Source organism: Streptomyces sp. 6N223 (assembly GCF_052246635.1).
Classification (GTDB): Bacteria; Actinomycetota; Actinomycetes; order Streptomycetales; family Streptomycetaceae; genus Streptomyces.
Map to the genome: position 1 here is coordinate 18,005 of NZ_JBQQCA010000044.1, position 19,029 is coordinate 37,033.

Annotated in this window: 17 protein-coding genes and 1 pseudogene; 10 read left to right on the plus strand and 8 right to left on the minus strand. The window is 75.8% G+C overall.

Translation table 11 applies throughout. The features are described from left to right. Positions 1–12 precede the first annotated feature (12 nt). Positions 13–645, minus strand: a complete 633-nt coding sequence (locus ACTWQH_RS23860) for a DUF3000 domain-containing protein (RefSeq protein WP_443288765.1) — start codon at positions 643–645, stop codon at positions 13–15. A 90-nt stretch (positions 646–735) separates the two neighbouring features. On the opposite strand from ACTWQH_RS23860, the gene hemE reads away from it, so the two are divergent. Then, positions 736–1,821, plus strand: a complete 1,086-nt coding sequence (hemE, locus tag ACTWQH_RS23865) for a uroporphyrinogen decarboxylase (protein WP_443288766.1) — start codon at positions 736–738, stop codon at positions 1,819–1,821. A gap of 15 nt (positions 1,822–1,836) precedes the next feature. Here the strand turns inward: hemE and ACTWQH_RS23870 are convergent, their stop codons facing one another. Beyond that, positions 1,837–2,814, minus strand: a complete 978-nt coding sequence (locus ACTWQH_RS23870) for a DUF4349 domain-containing protein (RefSeq protein WP_443288767.1) — start codon at positions 2,812–2,814, stop codon at positions 1,837–1,839. Positions 2,815–2,939: 125 nt separating this feature from the next. On the opposite strand from ACTWQH_RS23870, the gene hemG reads away from it, so the two are divergent. Continuing rightward, the gene (gene hemG, locus ACTWQH_RS23875) at positions 2,940–4,397 is read left to right on the plus strand and encodes a protoporphyrinogen oxidase (protein ID WP_443288769.1); all 1,458 of its coding nucleotides are present in this window, start codon (positions 2,940–2,942) and stop codon (positions 4,395–4,397) included. An 18-nt stretch (positions 4,398–4,415) separates the two neighbouring features. Then, a complete protein-coding gene (gene hemQ / locus ACTWQH_RS23880) occupies positions 4,416–5,135 on the plus strand; it encodes a hydrogen peroxide-dependent heme synthase (protein WP_443288771.1) in 720 nt (239 codons plus the stop codon). Positions 5,136–5,155: 20 nt separating this feature from the next. Here the strand turns inward: hemQ and zapE are convergent. Together zapE and ACTWQH_RS23890 are read right to left on the minus strand one after the other, a co-directional pair. Further along, a pseudogene (gene zapE, locus ACTWQH_RS23885) lies at positions 5,156–5,701 on the minus strand (AFG1/ZapE family ATPase); the annotation flags it as partial. A gap of 254 nt (positions 5,702–5,955) precedes the next feature. Next, positions 5,956–6,192: a hypothetical protein gene (locus tag ACTWQH_RS23890; protein ID WP_443288773.1), complete on the minus strand. Its 237-nt coding sequence runs from the start codon at positions 6,190–6,192 to the stop codon at positions 5,956–5,958. Between the two features lie 66 nt (positions 6,193–6,258). On the opposite strand from ACTWQH_RS23890, the gene ACTWQH_RS23895 reads away from it, so the two are divergent. From ACTWQH_RS23895 to ACTWQH_RS23915, 5 genes are all read left to right on the plus strand, one after another. Then, positions 6,259–7,059 carry a pyrimidine reductase family protein gene (locus tag ACTWQH_RS23895; RefSeq protein WP_443288774.1) on the plus strand — a complete coding sequence of 267 codons (801 nt, stop codon included), beginning with the start codon at positions 6,259–6,261 and terminating at the stop codon, positions 7,057–7,059. Positions 7,060–7,226: 167 nt separating this feature from the next. Next, positions 7,227–7,694, plus strand: coding sequence for an indole-3-glycerol phosphate synthase (locus ACTWQH_RS23900; RefSeq protein WP_443288775.1), 468 nt, complete (start codon positions 7,227–7,229; stop codon positions 7,692–7,694). 132 nt (positions 7,695–7,826) lie between these two features. Then, positions 7,827–9,239, plus strand: a complete 1,413-nt coding sequence (gene murC / locus ACTWQH_RS23905) for a UDP-N-acetylmuramate--L-alanine ligase (protein ID WP_443288776.1) — start codon at positions 7,827–7,829, stop codon at positions 9,237–9,239. Positions 9,240–9,263: 24 nt separating this feature from the next. Further along, positions 9,264–9,668, plus strand: coding sequence for a peptide-methionine (R)-S-oxide reductase MsrB (gene msrB, locus ACTWQH_RS23910; protein WP_443288777.1), 405 nt, complete (start codon positions 9,264–9,266; stop codon positions 9,666–9,668). A gap of 23 nt (positions 9,669–9,691) precedes the next feature. Beyond that, positions 9,692–10,387: a type 1 glutamine amidotransferase gene (locus tag ACTWQH_RS23915; protein WP_443288804.1), complete on the plus strand. Its 696-nt coding sequence runs from the start codon at positions 9,692–9,694 to the stop codon at positions 10,385–10,387. Between the two features lie 23 nt (positions 10,388–10,410). Here the strand turns inward: ACTWQH_RS23915 and treZ are convergent, their stop codons facing one another. Beyond that, positions 10,411–12,168, minus strand: a complete 1,758-nt coding sequence (treZ, locus tag ACTWQH_RS23920; RefSeq protein ID WP_443288805.1) for a malto-oligosyltrehalose trehalohydrolase — start codon at positions 12,166–12,168, stop codon at positions 10,411–10,413. Between the two features lie 16 nt (positions 12,169–12,184). Further along, positions 12,185–13,129, minus strand: a complete 945-nt coding sequence (locus ACTWQH_RS23925) for a GNAT family N-acetyltransferase (protein WP_443288778.1) — start codon at positions 13,127–13,129, stop codon at positions 12,185–12,187. 197 nt (positions 13,130–13,326) lie between these two features. On the opposite strand from ACTWQH_RS23925, the gene ACTWQH_RS23930 reads away from it, so the two are divergent. After that, positions 13,327–13,902, plus strand: a complete 576-nt coding sequence (locus ACTWQH_RS23930) for an FHA domain-containing protein (RefSeq protein WP_443288779.1) — start codon at positions 13,327–13,329, stop codon at positions 13,900–13,902. A gap of 128 nt (positions 13,903–14,030) precedes the next feature. Here ACTWQH_RS23930 and ACTWQH_RS23935 read toward each other — a convergent pair whose 3' ends face one another. Further along, the gene (locus ACTWQH_RS23935) at positions 14,031–14,969 is read right to left on the minus strand and encodes a lytic polysaccharide monooxygenase auxiliary activity family 9 protein (RefSeq protein ID WP_443288780.1); all 939 of its coding nucleotides are present in this window, start codon (positions 14,967–14,969) and stop codon (positions 14,031–14,033) included. A 149-nt stretch (positions 14,970–15,118) separates the two neighbouring features. Then, a complete protein-coding gene (treY, locus tag ACTWQH_RS23940; protein WP_443288781.1) occupies positions 15,119–17,599 on the minus strand; it encodes a malto-oligosyltrehalose synthase in 2,481 nt (826 codons plus the stop codon). Between the two features lie 159 nt (positions 17,600–17,758). On the opposite strand from treY, the gene ACTWQH_RS23945 reads away from it, so the two are divergent. After that, positions 17,759–18,982 carry an SAV2148 family HEPN domain-containing protein gene (locus ACTWQH_RS23945; RefSeq protein ID WP_443288782.1) on the plus strand — a complete coding sequence of 408 codons (1,224 nt, stop codon included), beginning with the start codon at positions 17,759–17,761 and terminating at the stop codon, positions 18,980–18,982. Positions 18,983–19,029 lie beyond the last annotated feature (47 nt).

Sequence of the window (19,029 nt, forward strand, 5' to 3'; positions counted from 1 at the left end):
CCGGCCCTCCGCTCACGTCCAGCGCGGCCCGCGCCGCCGCGGCAGCGCGGTCACCGCTCCGCTCCCGCCCTCCGGCGGCAGCCCCGCGCACTGCGCCAGCAGCCCGCACCACGCCAGCAGATGCCCGCCGACCGCCGCCATGTCCGCCGGGGTCCACGAAGCCCGCAGCTCCAGCTCGGCGCGCGGCGGCCGCCCGGCGAGGCCGCCGAAGAACGCCGAACCCGCCCGCGTCACCGTGCCGCTCGGCTCCCACCGCTCAAGGCCCCGCCCGTCCAGCGCCTCCGTCAGCCACGACCAGGCCACCTCCGGCAGCAGCGGGTCCGTGCCCAGCTCCGGCTCCAGGTCGGCCCTGGCCAGCGTCACCACCCGGAACGCGCCCCGCCAGGCCTCCTCGCCCGCCGGGTCGTGCAGCAGCACGAAGCGGCCGTCGGCCAGCTCCTCGCCGTCCACCCCCACCGTCGCCGACAGCGCGTGGGCGTAGGGCGCCATCCGCCGGGGCGCGGGCAGCGGCGCCAGCCGCACCTCGGGCCGGGGCCCGGCAGCCTCCAGCGCCGCCACCGCCTGCCGGAAGGTCGGCGGCGCCCCCGCCAGGGGGTCGTGCATATCTCCGGACTCCTCCGCCGTGTGAGTGCGAGACGCTGCCATGGCGGGTAACCCTAGGCTCCCACGGCCCCGCACGGTGGTAGCCACACCCGGCAGCGCGCTCGGGACGTCCGGCCGGACAGAGGGCCGGACATGAAAGCCGGACATGAAAGACTGCCGCACGTGACTGCGAATCGCCCGGCGAACGCCGCCGTGACCGACTCTCCGTTCCTGCGGGCCTGCCGCCGCGAGCCGGTGCCGCACACGCCGGTCTGGTTCATGCGCCAGGCCGGGCGCTCCCTGCCCGAGTACCGCAAGGCGCGCGAGGGCATAGCGATGCTGGACTCCTGCATGCGGCCCGAGCTGGTCACCGAGATCACCCTCCAGCCGGTGCGCCGCCACGCGGTCGACGCCGCCGTCCTCTTCAGCGACATCGTCATCCCGCTCAAGGCCATCGGCGTCGACCTCGACATCCGGCCCGGCGTCGGCCCGGTCGTCGCCCGGCCCTTCCGCAGCCGCCAGGACCTGGCGCGTCTGCGTCCGCTGGAGCCGGACGACGTCAAGTACGTGACCGAGGCCATCGGGATGCTCACCGCCGAGCTCGGCGCCACGCCCCTGATCGGCTTCGCCGGCGCCCCCTTCACGCTCGCCAGCTACCTCGTGGAGGGCGGCCCCTCCCGCCACCACGAGCACACCAAGGCCCTGATGTACGGCGACCCCGGGCTGTGGTCGGAGCTGCTCGACCGGCTCGCCGCCATCACCGCCGCCTTCCTCAGGGTGCAGATCGAGGCCGGGGCCTCGGCCGTTCAGCTCTTCGACTCCTGGGTGGGCGCCCTCGCCCCGGCCGACTACCGCAGGGCCGTCCTCCCGGCCTCGGCCAAGGTCTTCTCCGCCGTCGCGGGCTACGGCGTACCCCGCATCCACTTCGGCGTCGGCACCGGCGAGCTGCTCGGCTCCATGGGCGAGGCCGGGGCCGACGTCGTCGGCGTGGACTGGCGGGTGCCGCTGGACGAGGCGGCCCGCCGCGTCGGCCACGAGCTGGCGCTGCAGGGCAACCTCGACCCCGCCGTCCTCTTCGCGCCGCCCGAGGCCGTCGCCGCCCAGGCCCAGCGGGTGCTGGACGCCGCCGCCGGCCTGGAGGGGCACGTCTTCAACCTCGGGCACGGCGTTCTCCCGGAGACCGACCCGGACGCCCTCACCCGGCTCGTGGCGTACGTCCACGAGCACACCGCCCGCTAGCCGCGCCGGCTCGCGTCACTCGGTGCTCGGGGCAGGCTCGTCCGAGCCCGCGCGGGCCGGCCAGCGCCGGCGGCACGCCCATCCGGCCAGCGCCAGCAGCGCCAGCGCGGCGGCGAACGGCAGCACGGCGACGACGACCGCCCCGGACCAGGCGAGGGTCGTCACGAACGCCCCCCACCCGCCGGACAGCGCCGCGCCGATCGAGGGCGCCGAGGAGTCGTCGTCCTCCTCGCCGCCGCGCGGCTCCGCGTCCGGCTCGCGCAGTTGCAGGGTGACCGTGGCCATGGCCGTCTGGCCGCGCAGCGACTCCTGCTGCGACTGGAGCGCCTCCAGGTCCGACTGCCGGGTGCTGAGCTCGCCCTCCAGGATGACGATGTCGTCGATCGAGACCGCGTCCTCCATCAGCGATCTGACGCGGTCGACGCTCTCCTGCTGGGTGGCGATGCGGCTCTCCACGTCCACCACCTGGTCGGTGACGTCCTCCGTCGTCACCTCCCGCCCGGACAGCTCGCCGAGGTCCGACAGCTCCGACAGCAGTTCCTCGTACCGGTCCTGCGGCACCCGCAGGGTGACGGTGGAGCGCTCGCGCCCCCGGGAGTCGCGGTCCGTGCTCTCCTCGCTGACGTAGCCACCGGACGCCTCGGCGAGCGAGACGGCCTCGGCGTACCGGCCCGCCACGTCGTCGGTGAGGACCGTCAGGCGGGCGGTGATGATCCGGTGCTCCGGGGCGAGCCGGGGGGAGTCCGCCCGGTCGGCCGCCGCCCCGGCGTCGGCGCCCTGGCCGGAGGCGTCCGCCGCCCCCTGCGCCGCTTCCTCCCGCGCGGCCTCGCCGCCCTCCACCTGCGCTGAGTCCGCGGACGCGCCGCCGCCGTCGCCGTCGCCGGAGCGACCGCAGGCGGTCAGCGCCAGCAGCAGCGCGAGCGGGAACGCCAGCAGCGCCGTCGCGCGAGCGCCGCGGCGGCGGGCGGCCGCGGCCATGACCGGCTCTTTCATGGGGACTCCTTCGGTTGCGCCCTCGTGAACGGCGATTGGACGTGTCCGGGCGGTGCCGGGTTTCTGGCGCCCGGTTCCGAAGAGGTCACGCTCGGACACCGGTCGGCGTCTGGGAGAGTGGAGCCATGCATGTGATCGTCATCGGCGGTGGGATCTCCGGCCTGGCGGCCGCCCACCGGCTGCTTACCGCCGGGGCTCGCGTCACCGTGCTGGAGGCGTCCGAGCGCTTCGGCGGCAAGCTCCGCGGCGGGCGGATCGCCGGCGTTGAGGTGGACGTGGGCGCGGAGTCGATGCTCGCCCGCCGCCCGGAGGGGATGGACCTCGCCAGGGCCGTCGGCCTCTGCGACGCCCTGCGCTCGCCCGCGCTCAGCGGGGCCTCGATCTGGACCCGGGGCGCGCTGCGGCCCATGCCCGCCGAGCACGTCATGGGCGTGCCGGGTACCGCCGCCGCCCTGGCCGGGGTGCTCTCCGACACCGGCCTGGCGCGGGTCGCCCGCGACGCCGAGCTCCCGCCGCTGGCGATCGAGGAGGACGTCGCCATCGGCGGCCTGGTCGCCGAGCGGATGGGCCCGGAGGTCGTCGAGCGGCTGGTGGAGCCGCTCCTCGGCGGCGTCTACGCCGGCGACGCCTACCAGATCTCCATGCGCGCCGCCGTCCCCCGCCTCTTCGAGGCCGCGCGCGAGCACGACTCGCTGCTGGGGGCCGTGCGCGCCGTGCTGCGGAACCCCGCCGCCGGCAAGCCGGGCGACCCCGTCTTCGCCGGCCTGGAGGGCGGCCTCGGGACCCTGCCCGGCGCGGTCGTGGCCGCCTGCCGCGCCGCCGGCGGCGAGCTGGAGACCGGCGCCGCCGTGACCGGGCTGCGGCCCACCGCGCGCGGCTGGGCCGTGGCCCTGGCCGACGGCCGCTCGCTCGCGGCCGACGGCGTGGTGCTCGCCGCCCCGGCCGCCGTCGCCGCCCGCCTGCTGGCCGCGGAGGCGCCCGCCGCCGCGGGGGAGCTGGCCGCCGTGGAGTACGCCTCGGTGGCGATCGTCACCATGGCGTTCCGCCGCGACGACCTGGCCCGGCTGCCCCGGGGCAGCGGCTTCCTCGTGCCGAGCGTGGACGGCCGCGCCATCAAGGGGGCCACCTTCACCAGCGGCAAGTGGGACTGGGTGGCCGCCGCCGTCCCCGAGCTGTTCCTGCTGCGCGCCTCGTTCGGGCGGTTCGGCAACGCCGCCCCGCTGGGCTGGGACGACGCCGACCTGGTGCGGGCGGCGCTGGCGGACCTGTCGGAGGCGACGGGGCTGGCCGCCCGGCCGGTGGACGCGCTCGTCACCCGCTGGCCCGACGGGCTGCCGCAGTATCCGGTGGGACACTGGGACCGCGTCGCGCGCGTGCGGCGTTACCTCGCCGCGCTGCCCGGGCTGCGGCTGGCGGGCGCCTCCTACGACGGCGTCGGCATCCCCGCCTGCGTCGCCAGCGGCGAGCAGGCCGCGCGCGAGCTGCTGAGGACGCTGTCGCCCGGCCCGCCCGAGGAGACCCTGGAGCTCTTCGAGCGGGCGGGGGAACGGGCGGACCGGGCCGGGGAACCGGCGGCGGAGTAGCGGGGAGACAATGGCGTCATGACGGACCGCAGCACTGAGCGCACGACGAACGCCGGGAAGCGAGCCAAGGAGCTCAACGACACCATCCGCTACACCCTCTGGTCGGTCTTCCGGCTGCGCGAGCCCCTGCCCACCGACCGCCGCCCGTTCGCCGAGGAGGCCGAGGAGCTGTTCGAGCAGCTGGCCGCCAAGGACGTCACGGTGCGCGGCACCTACGACGTCTCCGGGCTGCGGGCCGACGCCGACCTGATGATCTGGTGGCACGCGGCCACCGCCGAGGCGCTGCAGGAGGCGTACAACCTCTTCCGCCGCACCCGCCTGGGCCGCGCCCTGGAGCCGGTGTGGTCGAACATGGCGCTGCACCGCCCCGCCGAGTTCAACAAGGCGCACATCCCCGCCTTCCTGGCCGAGGAGACCCCCCGCGACTACGTGAGCGTCTACCCCTTCGTCCGCTCCTACGACTGGTACCTGCTGCCGGAGGAGGACCGGCGGCGGATGCTTGCCGACCACGGCAGGATGGCGCGCGGGTACCCGGACGTGCGGGCCAACACCGTGGCGGCGTTCTCGCTGGGCGACTACGAGTGGATCCTCGCCTTCGAGGCCGACGAGCTGCACCGCATCGTCGACGTCATGCGTCACCTGCGCGGCTCCGAGGCCCGGCGGCACGTCCGCGAGGAGGTCCCCTTCTTCACCGGCCGCCGCAAGCCGATCGCCGACCTGATCGCGGGCCTGGCGTAGGGCGGGCACGGGCGCGCCGCTCACGCCGCCAGCCGGTCGGCCTCCCGGGCCAGGGCGGTCAGGCGGGAGACGGCCCGCCGGTACTTCTTGCGGTAGCCGCCGTTCAGCATCGCCTCGCCGAACAGCTCGTCGAACGCCGCCCCCGCGGCCAGCACCGGTATCTCGCGGTCGTAGAGCCGGTCGGCCAGCACCACGAGACGCAGCGCCGTCGCCTGGTCGGGCACCGGCCGCACGCCGGTCAGGCAGACGACGCCCACGCCCTCGCACAGCGCGCCGTAGCGGCTGGGGTGGACCCGGGCCAGGTGGTCGAGCAGCGCGGGGAAGGCGTCGAGGCTGGCGCCGGGCAGGCGGTGGGCCAGGCGCGCGACCTCCGCCTCGGGGCGGGGCGGCGGGGCGGAGGGCAGGCCCCGGTGGCGGTAGTCCTCGCCGTCGACGCGCAGCGTGGTGAAGCGCGCGGCCAGGCCCTGTATCTCGCGCAGGAAGCCGGCCGCCGCGAACCGGCCCTCACCCAGCCTGCCGGGCAGCGTGTTGGAGGTGGCGGCCAGCCGCACGCCCGCGTCCGCCAGCCAGCTCCAGCCGGTGGGGGATCGAATCCCTTGACCGTGTGCCGCGGAGCGCCGCAGCCGATCTGTCAGCTGATCATGTCGCGGCGGGACACGCCGGAGGGGTGACATCGCACCAGCGGTCGAGCGCCCGTGAACCTCAGCCCGAAGGGGCTGGAATCCCTCGGCTTCAGCTGAGGGAGGATGTCAAGCACAGCAGCCGGTGCCCGGCCAGGGCGCGTGCAGCTCGCTGAAAGATGAGCGCGTCGGCACCTTCGTCAGATGGACGAAGGTGCAAACGCGTTCCGCTCGGGCGCGGCGGGGAGCGCGTGCCACAGCGCGGCGAACGCCTCCAGCGCCTTCACCGCCTGCCGCTGCGTGGGCCGGGCCGGGTCGGGGACGTAGGAGCCGAAGCGCACCTCGTCGAAGCGCGGCGGCGGCACCAGCTCCGCGACCAGCCGCCCGGCGGGCACCTCGGGATGGCGGGCGGAGAGCGCCAGGGGGTGGACGGACACGCTGTCCCAGCGCAGGCGCACGCAGGGCGCGCCGGGCGTGCCGGCGGGTGTGCCAGACTGCGCCCCATGCGACGCCTGTTCCCCGCCCCCGTCCCGGCCCACGAGGCCGAGGACCGCCCCTGGGAGCCGCTGGAGCTGGCCGACGCCTACGCCTACCCGGCCGGGGCCGACGCCGCGGGGGCCGACGCCGCCGGACGGCAGGCCGGCGCCTGGCTGCGGGCCAACATGGTCGCCTCGCTCGACGGCGCCGCCCACCTCGGCGGGCGCTCCGAGCCCCTGTCGGGCCCGGCCGACAAGCGGGTCTTCGGGGTGCTGCGGGCGCTCGCGGACGTCGTGGTCGTCGGGGCGGAGACGGTGCGGCGGGAGGGCTACCGGCCCGCCCGCCGCCGGCCGGAGTTCGCCGGGCGGCGGGAGGCGGCCGGACAGCCGCCGGCCCCGGCCATCGCCGTGGTCAGCGCGAGCCTGGAGCTCGACTTCTCCCTGCCGCTGTTCACCGAGGCGCGGGTGCCCACCATCGTGCTGACCGGCGAGGCCGCGCCCCCGGACCGCGTGGCGGCGGCACGGGGCGCAGGGGCAGAGGTGGTGGTGGCAGGGCGCGGGCCCGGCGTCGACCCCTCGCGCGTCAAGCCGGAGCTGGCCGCCCGCGGCCACACCCGGCTGCTGTGCGAAGGCGGGCCACGCCTGCTGGGTCAGCTCGCGGCGGCGGGGGTACTCGACGAACTGTGCCTGACCACGGCCCCCCGGCTCGCCCTCGGCGGGGCCGCCCGGGTGCTCGACGGCCCCGAACCGACCGACCCGCAGGAGGTGGAGCTGACCGATCTGCTCGCGGAATCCGGCTTTCTCTTCGCCCGTTACCGGCGGCTCTGAAAGGCACCGGGCGGGGACGGTTCCAGGTCGGACAATCTGCGGAATGTGACGTTCCGCTTATGCTGTTGTGGGCAGACTTAAGCAGCGCAACGCCCGCGTGCCATCGCGGGGAAGGATGGTTTCTGCCGGGTGTGCGGGGGCCCCGGCCCCACAGAAGGGCACTCGCCGTGATCACGACCGTTCTCATGATCGAAAAACCCTTGGTGCCCACCGACGTCGAGCTCGTCACCACCCTGCACGGCGAGGAGCGCCTCTCCTTCGTCGTGCTGATGCAGCCGCGCGGCGACCAGGACCGGCTGCTGCGCGCCCTGGACGACGTCGCGCTCGGCGAGTTCGGCGAGGCCGTGCGCGAGGCGGAGGAGCCCGAGGGCAAGGACGCGCGGCGGCCCGCCGAGCGGGCGCTGGACCACTCCGTCCACGCGCTGCGCGAGGCCGGCGCCGAGGCGGTCGGCCAGCTCGTCGACGACCATCCGCTGGACCGGCTCTCCTCCGTGGTCGAGGAGACCGGCGCCGACGAGGTGATCGTGCTGACCGCGCCGCACTTCGTGGAGGAGCTCTTTCACCGCGACTGGGCCTCCCGCGCCCGGCACAAGGTCGGCGTGCCGGTGCTCAGGCTGTTCGCGCACGCCGAGTGAGCCCGGACCTGAGCCCGGCCTGAGCCCGGCCTGAGCCCGGCCTGAGTCGGCGTCGGCCGGGCACCGGCGCGCGATGCGACAATCGGGGGGCGAGCGCGTCACCCGCCACACCACCGAAGTCAAGGAGCTCCGATGACCCAGGCCATCCCGGCCACGATGGAACGCCCCCACTTCATCGGCATCGGCGGCGCGGGGATGTCGGGCATCGCGAAGATCCTCGCGCTGCGCGGCGCCGAGGTGGCCGGGAGCGACGCGCGGGAGTCGGAGACCACCACGGCGCTGCGCGCGCTGGGCGTGGGCGTGCACCTCGGCCACGACGAGGCCCACCTGGCGGGGGACGCCACCTGCGTGGTGATCTCCAGCGCCATCCGCGACAGCAATCCCGAGCTGGCCGCCGCCCGGCTGCGCGGCATCCCCGTCCTCCACCGCTCCGAGGCGCTCGCCGCCCTCATGTCCGGCCGGCGGACGGTCGCCGTCGCCGGGACCCACGGCAAGACCACCACCACCTCCATGCTCGCCGTCGCGCTGCGCACCCTCGGGCTGCGCCCCTCGTACGCGATCGGCGGCGACCTGGACGCCCCCGCCTCCAACGCCGAACACGGCGAGGGCGAGATCTTCGTCGCCGAGGCCGACGAGTCCGACCGCAGCTTCCATCGGTACGCGCCCGAGGTCGCCGTCATCCTCAACGTCGAGCTCGACCACCACGCCAACTACGCCTCCATGGAGGAGGTCTACGAGTCCTTCGAGACCTTCGCACAGCGGATCCGGCCCGGCGGCACGCTCGTCATCAACGCCGATCAGGAGGGCGCCCGCAAGCTCACCGCCCGGCTGTGCGACGGCGGCCGCGAGGACCTGCGCCTGACGACGTACGGCGAGGCGGCCGACGCCGACGCCCGCGTCGTCAGCGTCACCCCCACCGGCCTCTCCAGCGAGGTCACCGTCGAGCTGGACGGCCAGCGGCTCATCGTCCCCGTCTCCGTCCCCGGCCGCCACTACGCGCACAACGCCGTGGCCGCGCTGGCGGCGGGCGTGGCCCTCGGCGTTCCGGCCGCCGGGCTCGCCGGGGCGCTGGCCAGCTACACCGGCGCCGCGCGGCGGCTCCAGCTCAAGGGCGAGGCGGCCGGCGTCCGCGTCATCGACTCCTACGCCCACCACCCGACCGAGATGGCCGCCGACCTCGCCGCCGTCCGGGAGGCCACCCCCGGCGGCCGCGTCCTGGTCCTCTTCCAGCCCCACCTCTTCAGCCGCACCCGGGAGCTCGGCGCCGAGATGGGCCACGCCCTCGCCCGCGCCGACGCCTCCGTGGTGCTCGACATCTACCCCGCCCGGGAGGACCCCCTCCCCGGCGTGACGAGCCAGATCATCCTCGACGCCGCCCGCGCGCGCGGCGCCGAGGTCCGCGCCGAGCACGCCAAGGAGGCGGCGCCCGCGCTGATCGCGGGAATGGCCCGGCCCGGGGACCTCGTTCTCACCATGGGAGCCGGCGACGTCACCGATCTCGGGCCGCGCGTCCTCGACCGGCTCACGGAGCGCTCAGCGTCGTAAGCGTCGCAGAAGGAGGCAACAGCCATGGCATACAAGGTCGAGAAGTCCGACGAGGAGTGGCGCGCGCACCTGACGGACGAGGAGTACCACGTGCTGCGCGAGGCGGGCACCGAACGGCCCTTCACCGGCGAGTACACCGACACCAAGACCGTCGGCGTCTACGCCTGCCGCGCCTGCGGCGCGGAGCTCTTCCGCTCCGAGACGAAGTTCGACTCGCACTGCGGCTGGCCGTCCTTCTACGACCCGGCCGACACCGACGCCGTCGAGACCCGCCCCGACCACTCCCTGCCCGGCCGCCCCCGCACCGAGGTCCGCTGCGCCGCCTGCGGCTCCCACCTCGGCCACGTCTTCGAGGGCGAGGGGTACGGCACCCCCACCGACCTCAGGTACTGCATCAACTCCATCGCCATCCGGCTGGAGGAGAGCTGAGCCCTCCGGCCGCGCCCCGCGCCCTGGTGATCCAGAACACGCGCGGCGGCGGGCCCGGCCGCCTCGGTGCCTGGCTGGAGGAGGCCGGGGTCGCGCCGGAGGTGGTCCACGCCTACGACGGTGGCCAGGTCCCCGCCGAGCCGGGGCCCGGCCACGCCGCCGTCGTCGTGCTCGGCGGCGGCTTCATGCCCGACGACGACGCCCGCGCGCCCTGGCTGCGGCCCACCCGCTCCCTCGTCGCCGCCGCCGTGGCGCGCCGGACGCCGGTCTTCGGGATCTGCCTCGGCGGCCAGCTCCTCGCCCACGTGACCGGCGGCGCCGTGGCCGCGGACAGCGGGCCGCCCGAGATCGGCAGCACCCCGATCACCCTGCGCCCCGAGGCCGCCGGCGACCCGCTCTTCGGCGGCCTGCCGCCCCGCGTGCCCGCCATCGAACGCCACGTGGACGCCATCACCGCGCTGCCGCCCGGCGCGGTGTGGCTCGCGGAGACCGCGGCCTGCCCCCACCAGGCGTTCCGGCTCGGCCCGGCCGCGTGGGGCGTGCAGTTCCACCCCGAGGCGGCGGCCGGGCAGCTGCGCGGCTGGGACCCGGCCGGGCTCCGGGAGCGCGGCCTTGACCCGGAGCGGCTGTACCGCGAGGCCGAGGCCGACGACGCGGCCTCCGCCGCCGCGTGGCGAACCGTCGCCCGCCGCTTCGCCGCCGTCGTCCGGGAGGCATGACAGGGCGCCGCCCGCGCCGCCCGTCACTCCGCCCGCAGCAGCACCATCGCCGAGCGCGGCGGCATCCGCAGCCGCCCCGGCCGCCCCGGCGGCGGGCAGCGGTGGGTGGTGGCCAGCCGGGTGAGGCTGCCCGGGCCCACGCGGACGGTGGCGGGGGAGTCGGCGAGGTTCAGCGCGAGGGTGAGCGGGCCGACGTCGGCCAGCAGCCAGCGGCCGTCCTCGTCGAAGCGGACGGAGACGTCGGCGAGGGCGAGATCGTGCGGCAGGTGGGCGTTGCGGATGCCGATCAGGCTGCGGTGCCACGCCCACAGCCACACCAGCTCGGGCCGCTCAGGCCAGTCGAGGCACGAGCGCTCCCGGGTGGCGGGGTCCTGCGGGTCGGGGATCTCCCCCGCCGCCCAGCCGTGGGCGGCGAACTCGCGGCGCCGCCCGTCCCGCACCGCCGCCGCCAGCTCCGGATCCTGATGGTCCGTGAAGAACTGCCAGGGCGTGGTGGCGCCCCACTCCTCACCCATGAAGAGCATCGGCGTGAACGGCCCGCACAGCACCGGCACCGCCGCCAGCGCCGCCCGCTCCGGCCCGGCCAGCGCGGCCAGCCGCTCGCCGAGCGCCCGGTTGCCGACCTGGTCGTGGGTCTGGGCGTAGCCGACGAGGCGGCGGGCGGGCGTCGCGGCGCGGTCGAACGGCCGGCCGTGCGGGCGGCCCCGGAACGCCGAGTGGGTGCCGTCGTGGAAGAAACCGCCGGTCAGCGTCTTGGCCAGCGCCGCCATCGGGGCGCGCGCGAAGTCGGCGTAGTAGCCCTGCGACTCGCCGGTGAGGGCGGCGTGCAGCGCGTGGTGGAAGTCGTCGTTCCACTGGGCGTGCAGCCCGCGCCCGCCGGCCCCGCGCGGCTCGGTCGTCGCCGGGTCGTTCTGGTCCGACTCCGCCACGAGGAACAGCGGGCGGCCGAGCTGCGCGGCGTGCCCGTCCACGGCGGCCGACAGCTCGGCGAGGAAGTGCCGGGGCGAGTCGTCCAGCAGCGTGTGCACCGCGTCGAGACGCAGCCCGTCCAGCCGGAAGTCCCGCAGGAAGGCGAGGGCGCTGCCGATGAGGTACGCCCTCACCTCCGGCGAGCCCGGGCCGTCGAGGTTGACGGCCCAGCCCCACGGCGTCTCGTGGCGGTCCGTGAAGTACGGGCCGAACTCCGGGAGGTGGTTGCCGGAGGGGCCCAGGTGGTTGTGGACCACGTCCAGCACCACGCCGAGCCCGTGGCCGTGGGCGGCGTCCACGAAGCGCTGCAGCCCCTCGGGCCCGCCGTACGGCTCGTGCACCGCCCACGGCGCCACGCCGTCGTACCCCCAGCCGTGCCGCCCGGGGAAGGGACACACCGGCATGAGCTGCACGTGGGTCACGCCCAGCCGGGCCAGGTGCGGCAGCCGCCCGGCCGCCGCCGCGAAGGTGCCCTCCCGGGTGAAGGTGCCCACGTGCAGCTCGTAGAGCACCGCGCCCGGCAGCCCGCGCCCGGCCCACCGGTGGCGCCAGGCGTACGCCGCCGGGTCGAAGACCGCGGCCGGCCCCTCCGGCCCGTCGGGCAGGCGGCGGGCGCGCGGGTCGGGCAGCACGGGGCCGTCGTCCAGCGCGAAGCCGTACCGCGCGCCGGGCCCGGCCGCGGCCTCGGCCCGCCACCAGCCCTCCCGGCCGTCCGCCGGCCGCATCGCCAGCGGACGGCCGGAGAGGTGGAGCGTGACGCGCCCGGCCCGGGGCGCCCACACCTCGAAGATCCTCGAGCGCATGGGCACCATCCTCACCGGGCGCCGGTCAGGCGGCCGGCGGTGACATGCAGAAGCGGTGCTGGACCACCGGGTAGCCGGCGCGGGCGAACCCCGCCGCCATCGGGGCGTTGCCCACGTCGGTGGCGGCCACCACCTTCTCGGCGCCCTCGGCCGCGAGCGTGTGGGTGCACTCCGCCAGCAGGTCGTAGCCGTAGCCGTGGCCGCGCTGCTCGGGCACGACGCCGATGAAGCCGACGATCGGGGTGCTCTGGTTGAACGCCGGGACCTGGATGCCGGCCAGCTCGCCGCCGGGGGTGTACGCCAGCCGCCACCACTCTCGCGGCGAGGGGCACCAGCGGAAGAAGTCCAGCTCCTCCTGGGCGGCCAACTCCACGCCGCCCTTCGCGATGGCGCGCTGGGCGTGGGCGTCCAGCGTCGTGCTGTGCACCCGGCGCAGCACGTCCAGGATCACCTCGTCGTCCGGCTCGGGCCGGAACTCCAGGCGCCCGGGCCGCTCCGGCAGCCCGTGGCCCGGCGTCCAGACGTAGCGGTAGCGCTCGACCAGCGGCCGGTAGCCCGCCTCGGCCGCCGCGTCGATGCGGGCCCGGGCCCCCGCCGCCGCGTCCGGGTCCTCACGCCAGCCGGGCGGCAGCACCAGCTCGTACTCCGCGCGCAGCTCGGGCGGCACGCGGCGCAGCAGCTCGACCGCGGCGGCCCGGTCGGTGAAGTCGAACCAGTCGAGCACCAGAGGCCTGTCGTCCGTCTGCCCCGCCCAGAACGCGGCGCGGGCCACCACCCCGCCGTCGCGCAGCGCGACCCAGGTCCACTCGGGCCGGTACTCGCCGCCGGCGGCGATGGTCGCGTACGTGTTGTGCGGCGGGTCGAGCAGCGCCCGGCCGACGAGCGCGGGCCGGGGGTCGGGGTCGGGCAGGGAGTGAAAGAGTGCGTGTGCCTCGCCCTCGGCGAGCGCACGGATGACCAGATCGGTCACGGTGTTGGGGTCCTTCCGGAAGGCGTCACGCGCTTCCGGTCAGCCCGGTGAACGCCCGGAGGAGGGGCGACGGAAGCGCGGCGTGGTGTTGGGTGACATGGCTGCGCCTCCTTCCTCGACTCGGCGGGCGTGCGCACAGGGTAGCTCAATCCCCGGGCACCTGGACAGAGATGGTCGTGGTCGCGGACAATTTCCGCATGACCTCGGTCGAGTACGGCTCCCACGCACCGCGCGTATCGGACGCGGAGCGGGAGCGCGCGCTCGCGGTGCTCCGGCAGGGCCTGGTGGACGGCCGGGTCTCGCAGGACACCTTCGTCCGCCGCATGGAGCTGATCCTGGCGGCGGTGCGGCTCCCGGAGCTGAACGACGCGATCCGCGACCTGCCCTACCAGGAGCCGGCCCCGCAGCGCACCGGCGGCTGGTTCCTGGCGACCGTCACCCGCCTGTCGGCGTTCAACGAACGCATGCGCCGCGCCTGGCAGTCGGAGCGCCTGCCGCAGCTCCTGCTGCCCGCCCCCGGCCCGCTGCCGCTCTCCATCGGCCGCGCCTCCGGATCCGGCCTGCGCCTCAACCACGCCAGCGTCTCCCGGCAGCACGCGACCCTGCGCGGCACCGGCACCGGCTGGACGCTGCGCGACCTCGGCTCCTCCAACGGCACGTGGGTGAACGGCCTCCGCGTCACCGACAGCGTCCGGGTGCGCCCGGGGGACCACGTCAGCTTCGGCGCGATGGCGTTCCGCCTGGCGGCGCCGAGCCAGGAGCTCTACCGCTAGCGCTAGCCACGGGCCTTGCGAGGTGGGGGCGCGGAAGCGGGAAGGACCACGGAAGCCGGCCTGCCGCCCAAGCGGGGGCTGGGAGGTGGGGCGGCAGGCCGGAGTTTCCGGGGTGGGGCGCTGCCGGGCTAGCGGAGCCAGCCCGGCAGCGCCGTGCGGACGGCGTCGAAGACTGCGGTCGACGCCGTCGGGGCCGCCGGGCCCGCGTGGGCGGCGTGCTCGGCGGCGGTGGCGTGGTCGGCGGAGGTGGCGTGGTCGGTGGCGTGGTCGACGGCGGGCGTGTTCTCCTCGACGGCCGCCGCCGCGTCGGCCAACTCGTCGGCGGTCAGCGTGCCCTGGCCCGGGACGGTGACCTCGCCGTCGCCGCCGTCGAAGACGACGTCGGAGCAGCTGTAGAACGTCTCCTCGCTGTCGGAGCGCTCCCACACCATGTAGATGATGTGGCGGCCGCTCACGTCGGACGGCATGGTGGCGTCCCAGTAGTAGTGGCCCTCGTCGGTGCCCGGGCCGCCCTCGGCCGGCGGGTCGGTCGCCTCGTCGAAGGGCACGTCCTCCAGGTTGTCCCACGTCAGCGGCTGCGTCGGGTCGTAGCTGTCGTTGGTGATGTACATCCGGATGGAGCCGGGGTGGTGGGCCCAGTTGTTGTACTGGACCTCGTACGTCTCGCCCGCCGTGAGGTGGGTGACGGGCCAGTCCTCGCGCGGCAGGTCGAAGCCGGAGAAGTCGTAGACGGTGGCGCCGCCGCTGCACAGCTCGCCGTCGGGGACGAAACCCTCGGTGCGCCCGCCGCCGTCGGAGCGCAGCACGGCGAACCAGTTGTAGAAGCCGTTCGCGCCGCTGGTCTCCATCGCAGCCTTGCAGGCGGGGTTGGTGGGGTTCAGGGCCCCGGTCTCATCCAGGCTGTGGGCGTAGCACAGGTAGGTGCGGCTGCCAGGGACGAGCGGGGCACCGTGCGCCGACGCGCTGCCGGCCGTGAACATCACGCCGGCCATCGCGGGAAGGGTGGCCAGGGCCGTCAACAGCCCCAGCCGCTTCGCTCGCGCACGGAGCCTTGCTCGGTCACTCATCGCGTTGCGTCCCTTTCGCCGTGATGAGGGTGGGGGGAACCAGGGGTAGCTCGGTGGAAGCGCAATGGGAGCGCTCCCACTCCCCGGACCGTAGCGCCCGGGCAACTCTCCTGTAAAGACTTGTGACAACCCCAGCCTGTGAGGAGGCGTCAGTTCGCCTCGTCGAGGACGAGCAGCGCCACGGGGTTCTCGGCGAACAGTTCGGACAGCCTGGCCTTGCCCGTCACCGCCCGCCCGGTGAGCAGGTCGCGCCAGCGGCCGGCCGGCAGCGGGAGGTGCGTGCCGTCCCAGCCGCCGCCCGCGGCAAGCCGCCGCGACAGCCGGGTGACCGCCGTGATCACCCGCTCCGCGCGCCCGAACGCCAGGCAGTGCGCCGCCGCCGGCCCCTCGGCGTACACCGGCTGGTACCCGGCGTCCGCCCCGAACCATCCCGGATGGTCCCGGCGCAGCCGCAGCGCCGCCGCCGTGACCCGCAGCTTCTCGTCGCTCAGGTCCCAGCTCACCACCGGCTCGCCCGCCCCGGCGGCCGCGTCCATCGCGGCCAGCCGCTGGACCGGGAGCTGCGGCAGCCTGCGGTTGTCGGGGTCCACCAGCGCCAGGTACTGCCGCTCGCTGCCCCGGTACACGTCCGGCACGCCGGGCATCGTCAGGTGCAGCAGCGCGGCGCCGAGGGTGTTCGCCCGCACCTGCGGGTCCAGCGCGCGGGCGAACACCGCCAGCGTGTACAGCGAAGGCCCGCACGGCCCGGCCAGCACGAAGCGCTCGACGGCCGCCTCGTACGCCGCGTCCCGCTCGGTCCAGCTCGTGTGCAGCCCGGCCTCCCGCACCGACTTCAGCATCGCCGCCAGCAGCCGCTCCTGGTCCGGGAAGCCCACGGCGAACGCCGTCTGCCACGCCGTCCACGCCAGGTGCGGGTCCGGCGCGCGCACGCCCGCCCGCGCCGTCTCCTCCGTCAGCCGCGCCACCAGCTCGCCCCAGCCGCGCGGGTCCTCGCTCAGCGCCGCGAGCGCCGCCCGCACGTCCCCGCTGCGCTTGGTGTCGTGCGTCGTCAGCACCGTCCCGGTCAGCGGCCAGTCGCGCTGGATCCGGGCGCAGTAGGCGTGGAACGCCTCGGGCGCCAGCACGGGCGCGCCCGGGTCGCCGCCCACCTCGGCGGCCGACAGCAGCGGCGTGTAGCGGTAGCAGGCGGTGTCCTCGACCGCCTTGGCCCGCAGCGCGGCGGACACCTGCGCGAAGCGCACCCGGACCTCCGTCAGCCCCGGGCCCTCGCCGTACTGCCCCAGGACCAGCCCGCGCACCGTCTCGACCGCCTCGGCCTCGCCGGGCACGCCGAACGCCGCGCGCGCCCCCTCGGCGGCGGTGGCCAGCATCGCCTGGTCGACGGCCGAGGCCGGGCCGCCCTCGGGAACGTAGGGCCGGTAGACCGGCAGCCGCACCAGCAGCTCGACCAGGGCGTTGCGCAGCGCCCAGGGCGCGTGGTCGCGCAGCCGCAGCTCGGCGTCGTCGCGGCAGACCCGCTCGGCGGCGCGGACCAGGCGTTCGCACTCCGCGGCCAGCTCGTGGTCGATCACCCGGTACGCGGCGCGGCGCACGGTCGCCGCCCAATCGCCGCCGTGGTCGGGGGGCGCGCCGGTGAACGCCCGGTAGGCCTCGGTGAGTTCGTCGCAGCCCTCGGGGTCGGCGAGGACGCCGTCGACGTGGCGCATCGCGTCGTAGCCGGTGGTGCCCGCGACGGGCCAGTCGGCGGGGAGCTGCTCGCCGGGGCCGAGGATCTTCTCCGCCACGATCCAGGCGCCGCCGTCCGCCCCACCGCCCGCGCCGCCGCGTTGCTCCTCGACGCGCTCGCGCAGCCGCCGCAGGTAGCCGCGCGGGTCGGCCAGGCCGTCGGGGTGGTCCACGCGCAGGCCGTCGATGACGCCCTCGCCGACCAGCCGCAGCACGGTGGCGTGCGTGGCCTCGAACACGGCCGGGTCCTCCACCCGCAGGCCGATCAGCTCGGAGATGGCGAAGAAGCGCCGGTAGTTCAGCTCGGTGCGGGCCAGCCGCCACCAGGCCAGCCGGTAGTGCTGGGCCTCGACCAGCTCCGGCATCGGCAGGTGCTCGGTGCCCTCGCGCAGCGGGAGGCGGTGCTCGCCGTAGCGCAGGGCGCCGTCGGCCACCGCGAGGGCGCTCAGCTCCTGGCCGAGCGGCGCGCCCAGCACCGGCAGCAGCAGCCGCCCGCCGCCCGCCTCCCAGTCGATGTCGAACCAGCGGGCGTACGCCGAGCCGGGGCCGTCCCGCAGCACGTGCCACAGCGGCCGGTTCAGCTCGGTCCTGGCGGGCAGCGCCATGTGGTTGGGCACGATGTCGGCCACCAGGCCGAGGCCGTGGGCGCGGGCGGTCCCGGCGAGGCGGCGCAGGCCCTCCTCCCCGCCCAGCTCCTCCCGCACCCGGTCGTGGTCGGTGACGTCGTACCCGTGCGCGGAGCCGGGCACGGCCTCGAGCACCGGCGAGAGGTGAAGGTGCGTCACGCCCAGCGAGGCGGCGTAGGGCACGATCTCCTCGGCCGCGGCGAACGGGAAGTCGGGCTGCAGCTGCACCCGGTAGGTGGCGGTGGGCGCGAGGCCCGGTCGGGGCGTCATGCGCGTCATGCACACCCTCTGCCCGGACGGCCCGGCGGGCAAGCGCGGCGGGCGGGCTCCTGCCTGCCGGAGTTGATCTTGCCGTGAGCTGCGCGGCGCGGCCGTACCGCAGTAGGCTTCCTTGATCCATGACAGGGGTGGAAACCGGGGTGGAAGGCGGTGCGGGCGGTGAGCGCTTCGGGGCTTGAACTGCCCCCGGGAAACGGGGGTGAGACCGCCGAGGCCACGACCGGGGCGGTGCCCGTGCCGCGCCCGGTGGAGATCGGCGCGGACCTGGAGTGGAGCGCCGAGGACTGGGCCGAGGTGCGCACCCGCGTGGAGCGGGCGGGCCGGGCGTACGTGTGGCTGAACCTGGTCGAGCAGCGGCTGCGCTCGGTGGTGGGCGCGGTGCTGCGGCCGGTGTACGAGCCGGTGCACGGCCCGGAGTGGGAGACGGCGGCGGCCGGTCCCACCGGCCAGGAGTGGGTGCAGCGGGCCGCGGCGCTGCGCGAGGTGAGCCGCCGCAAGGGGCATGTGCTCGATCCGGCCGACGACACGGTGCTCGCCTTTCTGACGCTTCCGCAGCTTCGTGAACTCATGGTGCAGCACTGGCCGTGCTTCGCGCCGTATTTCGACAATCGCCGCGAGCTGGAGCTGACGCTGGACGAGCTGGAGGTGGCGCGCAGCGCGGTCAGCCGCAACCGGGGCCTGAGCCGCGCGGTGCTGGAGCAGGCCGAGCGCGCCTGCGCCCGGCTGCTGCGGCTGCTGGACTCCGGCGCCCCACCGTCGGCCGGGCGGCTTCCAGCGGACGCCGTCGAGAACCTGGTGGGGGACAGGTTCACGGACGTGGCCGGAGTCCACCCGGACCGGGTGCGGCTGCAACGCCAGCTTCCCGCCGAGGAGCTGTTCGCCGGCGCGCGGCGGCTGGACGCGGTCGGGATCGGTCTCGGGCTGCTGGTGCAGAACTACCCGGGGCGGCGCCTGGTGCGGCTGGCGGAGTCGGGGTGCCGGGTCCGGCTGCTGTTCCTCAACCCGGCCAGCGGCGCGATGCGGCGGCGGGAGCGGGAACTCGGCCTCAAGCGGGGCGAGCTGGCCCGCTCGGTGGAGACGAACATCCTCCACGTGCGCCGGGTGCGCAGCCGGGTGCGCGACCCGGAGGCGTTCGAGATCCACGTCTTCGACGACACCCCGCGCTTCTCCGCCTACTTCGTGGACGGCGACGGCCCGGACGGGGTGGCGGTGGTCCAGTCGTACCTGCGGCGCAGCCGGGGCATGGAAACGCCGGCGCTGGTGCTGCGGCGGGCCGGGCGGGAGCTGCTGCAGGACGCGGCGGCCGACGGCGAGCTGAGCCTGTTCGAGACCTACCGGGAGGAGTTCGAGTGGGCGTGGAAGCACTCCCGCCCGGTGTCGTGAGCGGCTCGCGGTGCCGCTGGGACTCCTGAGGATTGTCAGTGGGGCGC

Coding starts and splice junctions, on each gene's coding strand:
- ACTWQH_RS23860 (WP_443288765.1), bottom strand. CDS start 645: ATGGCAGCGTCTCGCACTCACACGGCGGAGGAGTCCGGAGATATGCAC.
- hemE (WP_443288766.1), top strand. CDS start 736: ATGAAAGCCGGACATGAAAGACTGCCGCACGTGACTGCGAATCGCCCG.
- ACTWQH_RS23870 (WP_443288767.1), bottom strand. CDS start 2,814: ATGAAAGAGCCGGTCATGGCCGCGGCCGCCCGCCGCCGCGGCGCTCGC.
- hemG (WP_443288769.1), top strand. CDS start 2,940: ATGCATGTGATCGTCATCGGCGGTGGGATCTCCGGCCTGGCGGCCGCC.
- hemQ (WP_443288771.1), top strand. CDS start 4,416: ATGACGGACCGCAGCACTGAGCGCACGACGAACGCCGGGAAGCGAGCC.
- ACTWQH_RS23895 (WP_443288774.1), top strand. CDS start 6,259: ATGCGACGCCTGTTCCCCGCCCCCGTCCCGGCCCACGAGGCCGAGGAC.
- murC (WP_443288776.1), top strand. CDS start 7,827: ATGACCCAGGCCATCCCGGCCACGATGGAACGCCCCCACTTCATCGGC.
- msrB (WP_443288777.1), top strand. CDS start 9,264: ATGGCATACAAGGTCGAGAAGTCCGACGAGGAGTGGCGCGCGCACCTG.
- treZ (WP_443288805.1), bottom strand. CDS start 12,168: ATGGTGCCCATGCGCTCGAGGATCTTCGAGGTGTGGGCGCCCCGGGCC.
- ACTWQH_RS23930 (WP_443288779.1), top strand. CDS start 13,327: ATGACCTCGGTCGAGTACGGCTCCCACGCACCGCGCGTATCGGACGCG.
- ACTWQH_RS23935 (WP_443288780.1), bottom strand. CDS start 14,969: ATGAGTGACCGAGCAAGGCTCCGTGCGCGAGCGAAGCGGCTGGGGCTG.
- treY (WP_443288781.1), bottom strand. CDS start 17,599: ATGACGCGCATGACGCCCCGACCGGGCCTCGCGCCCACCGCCACCTAC.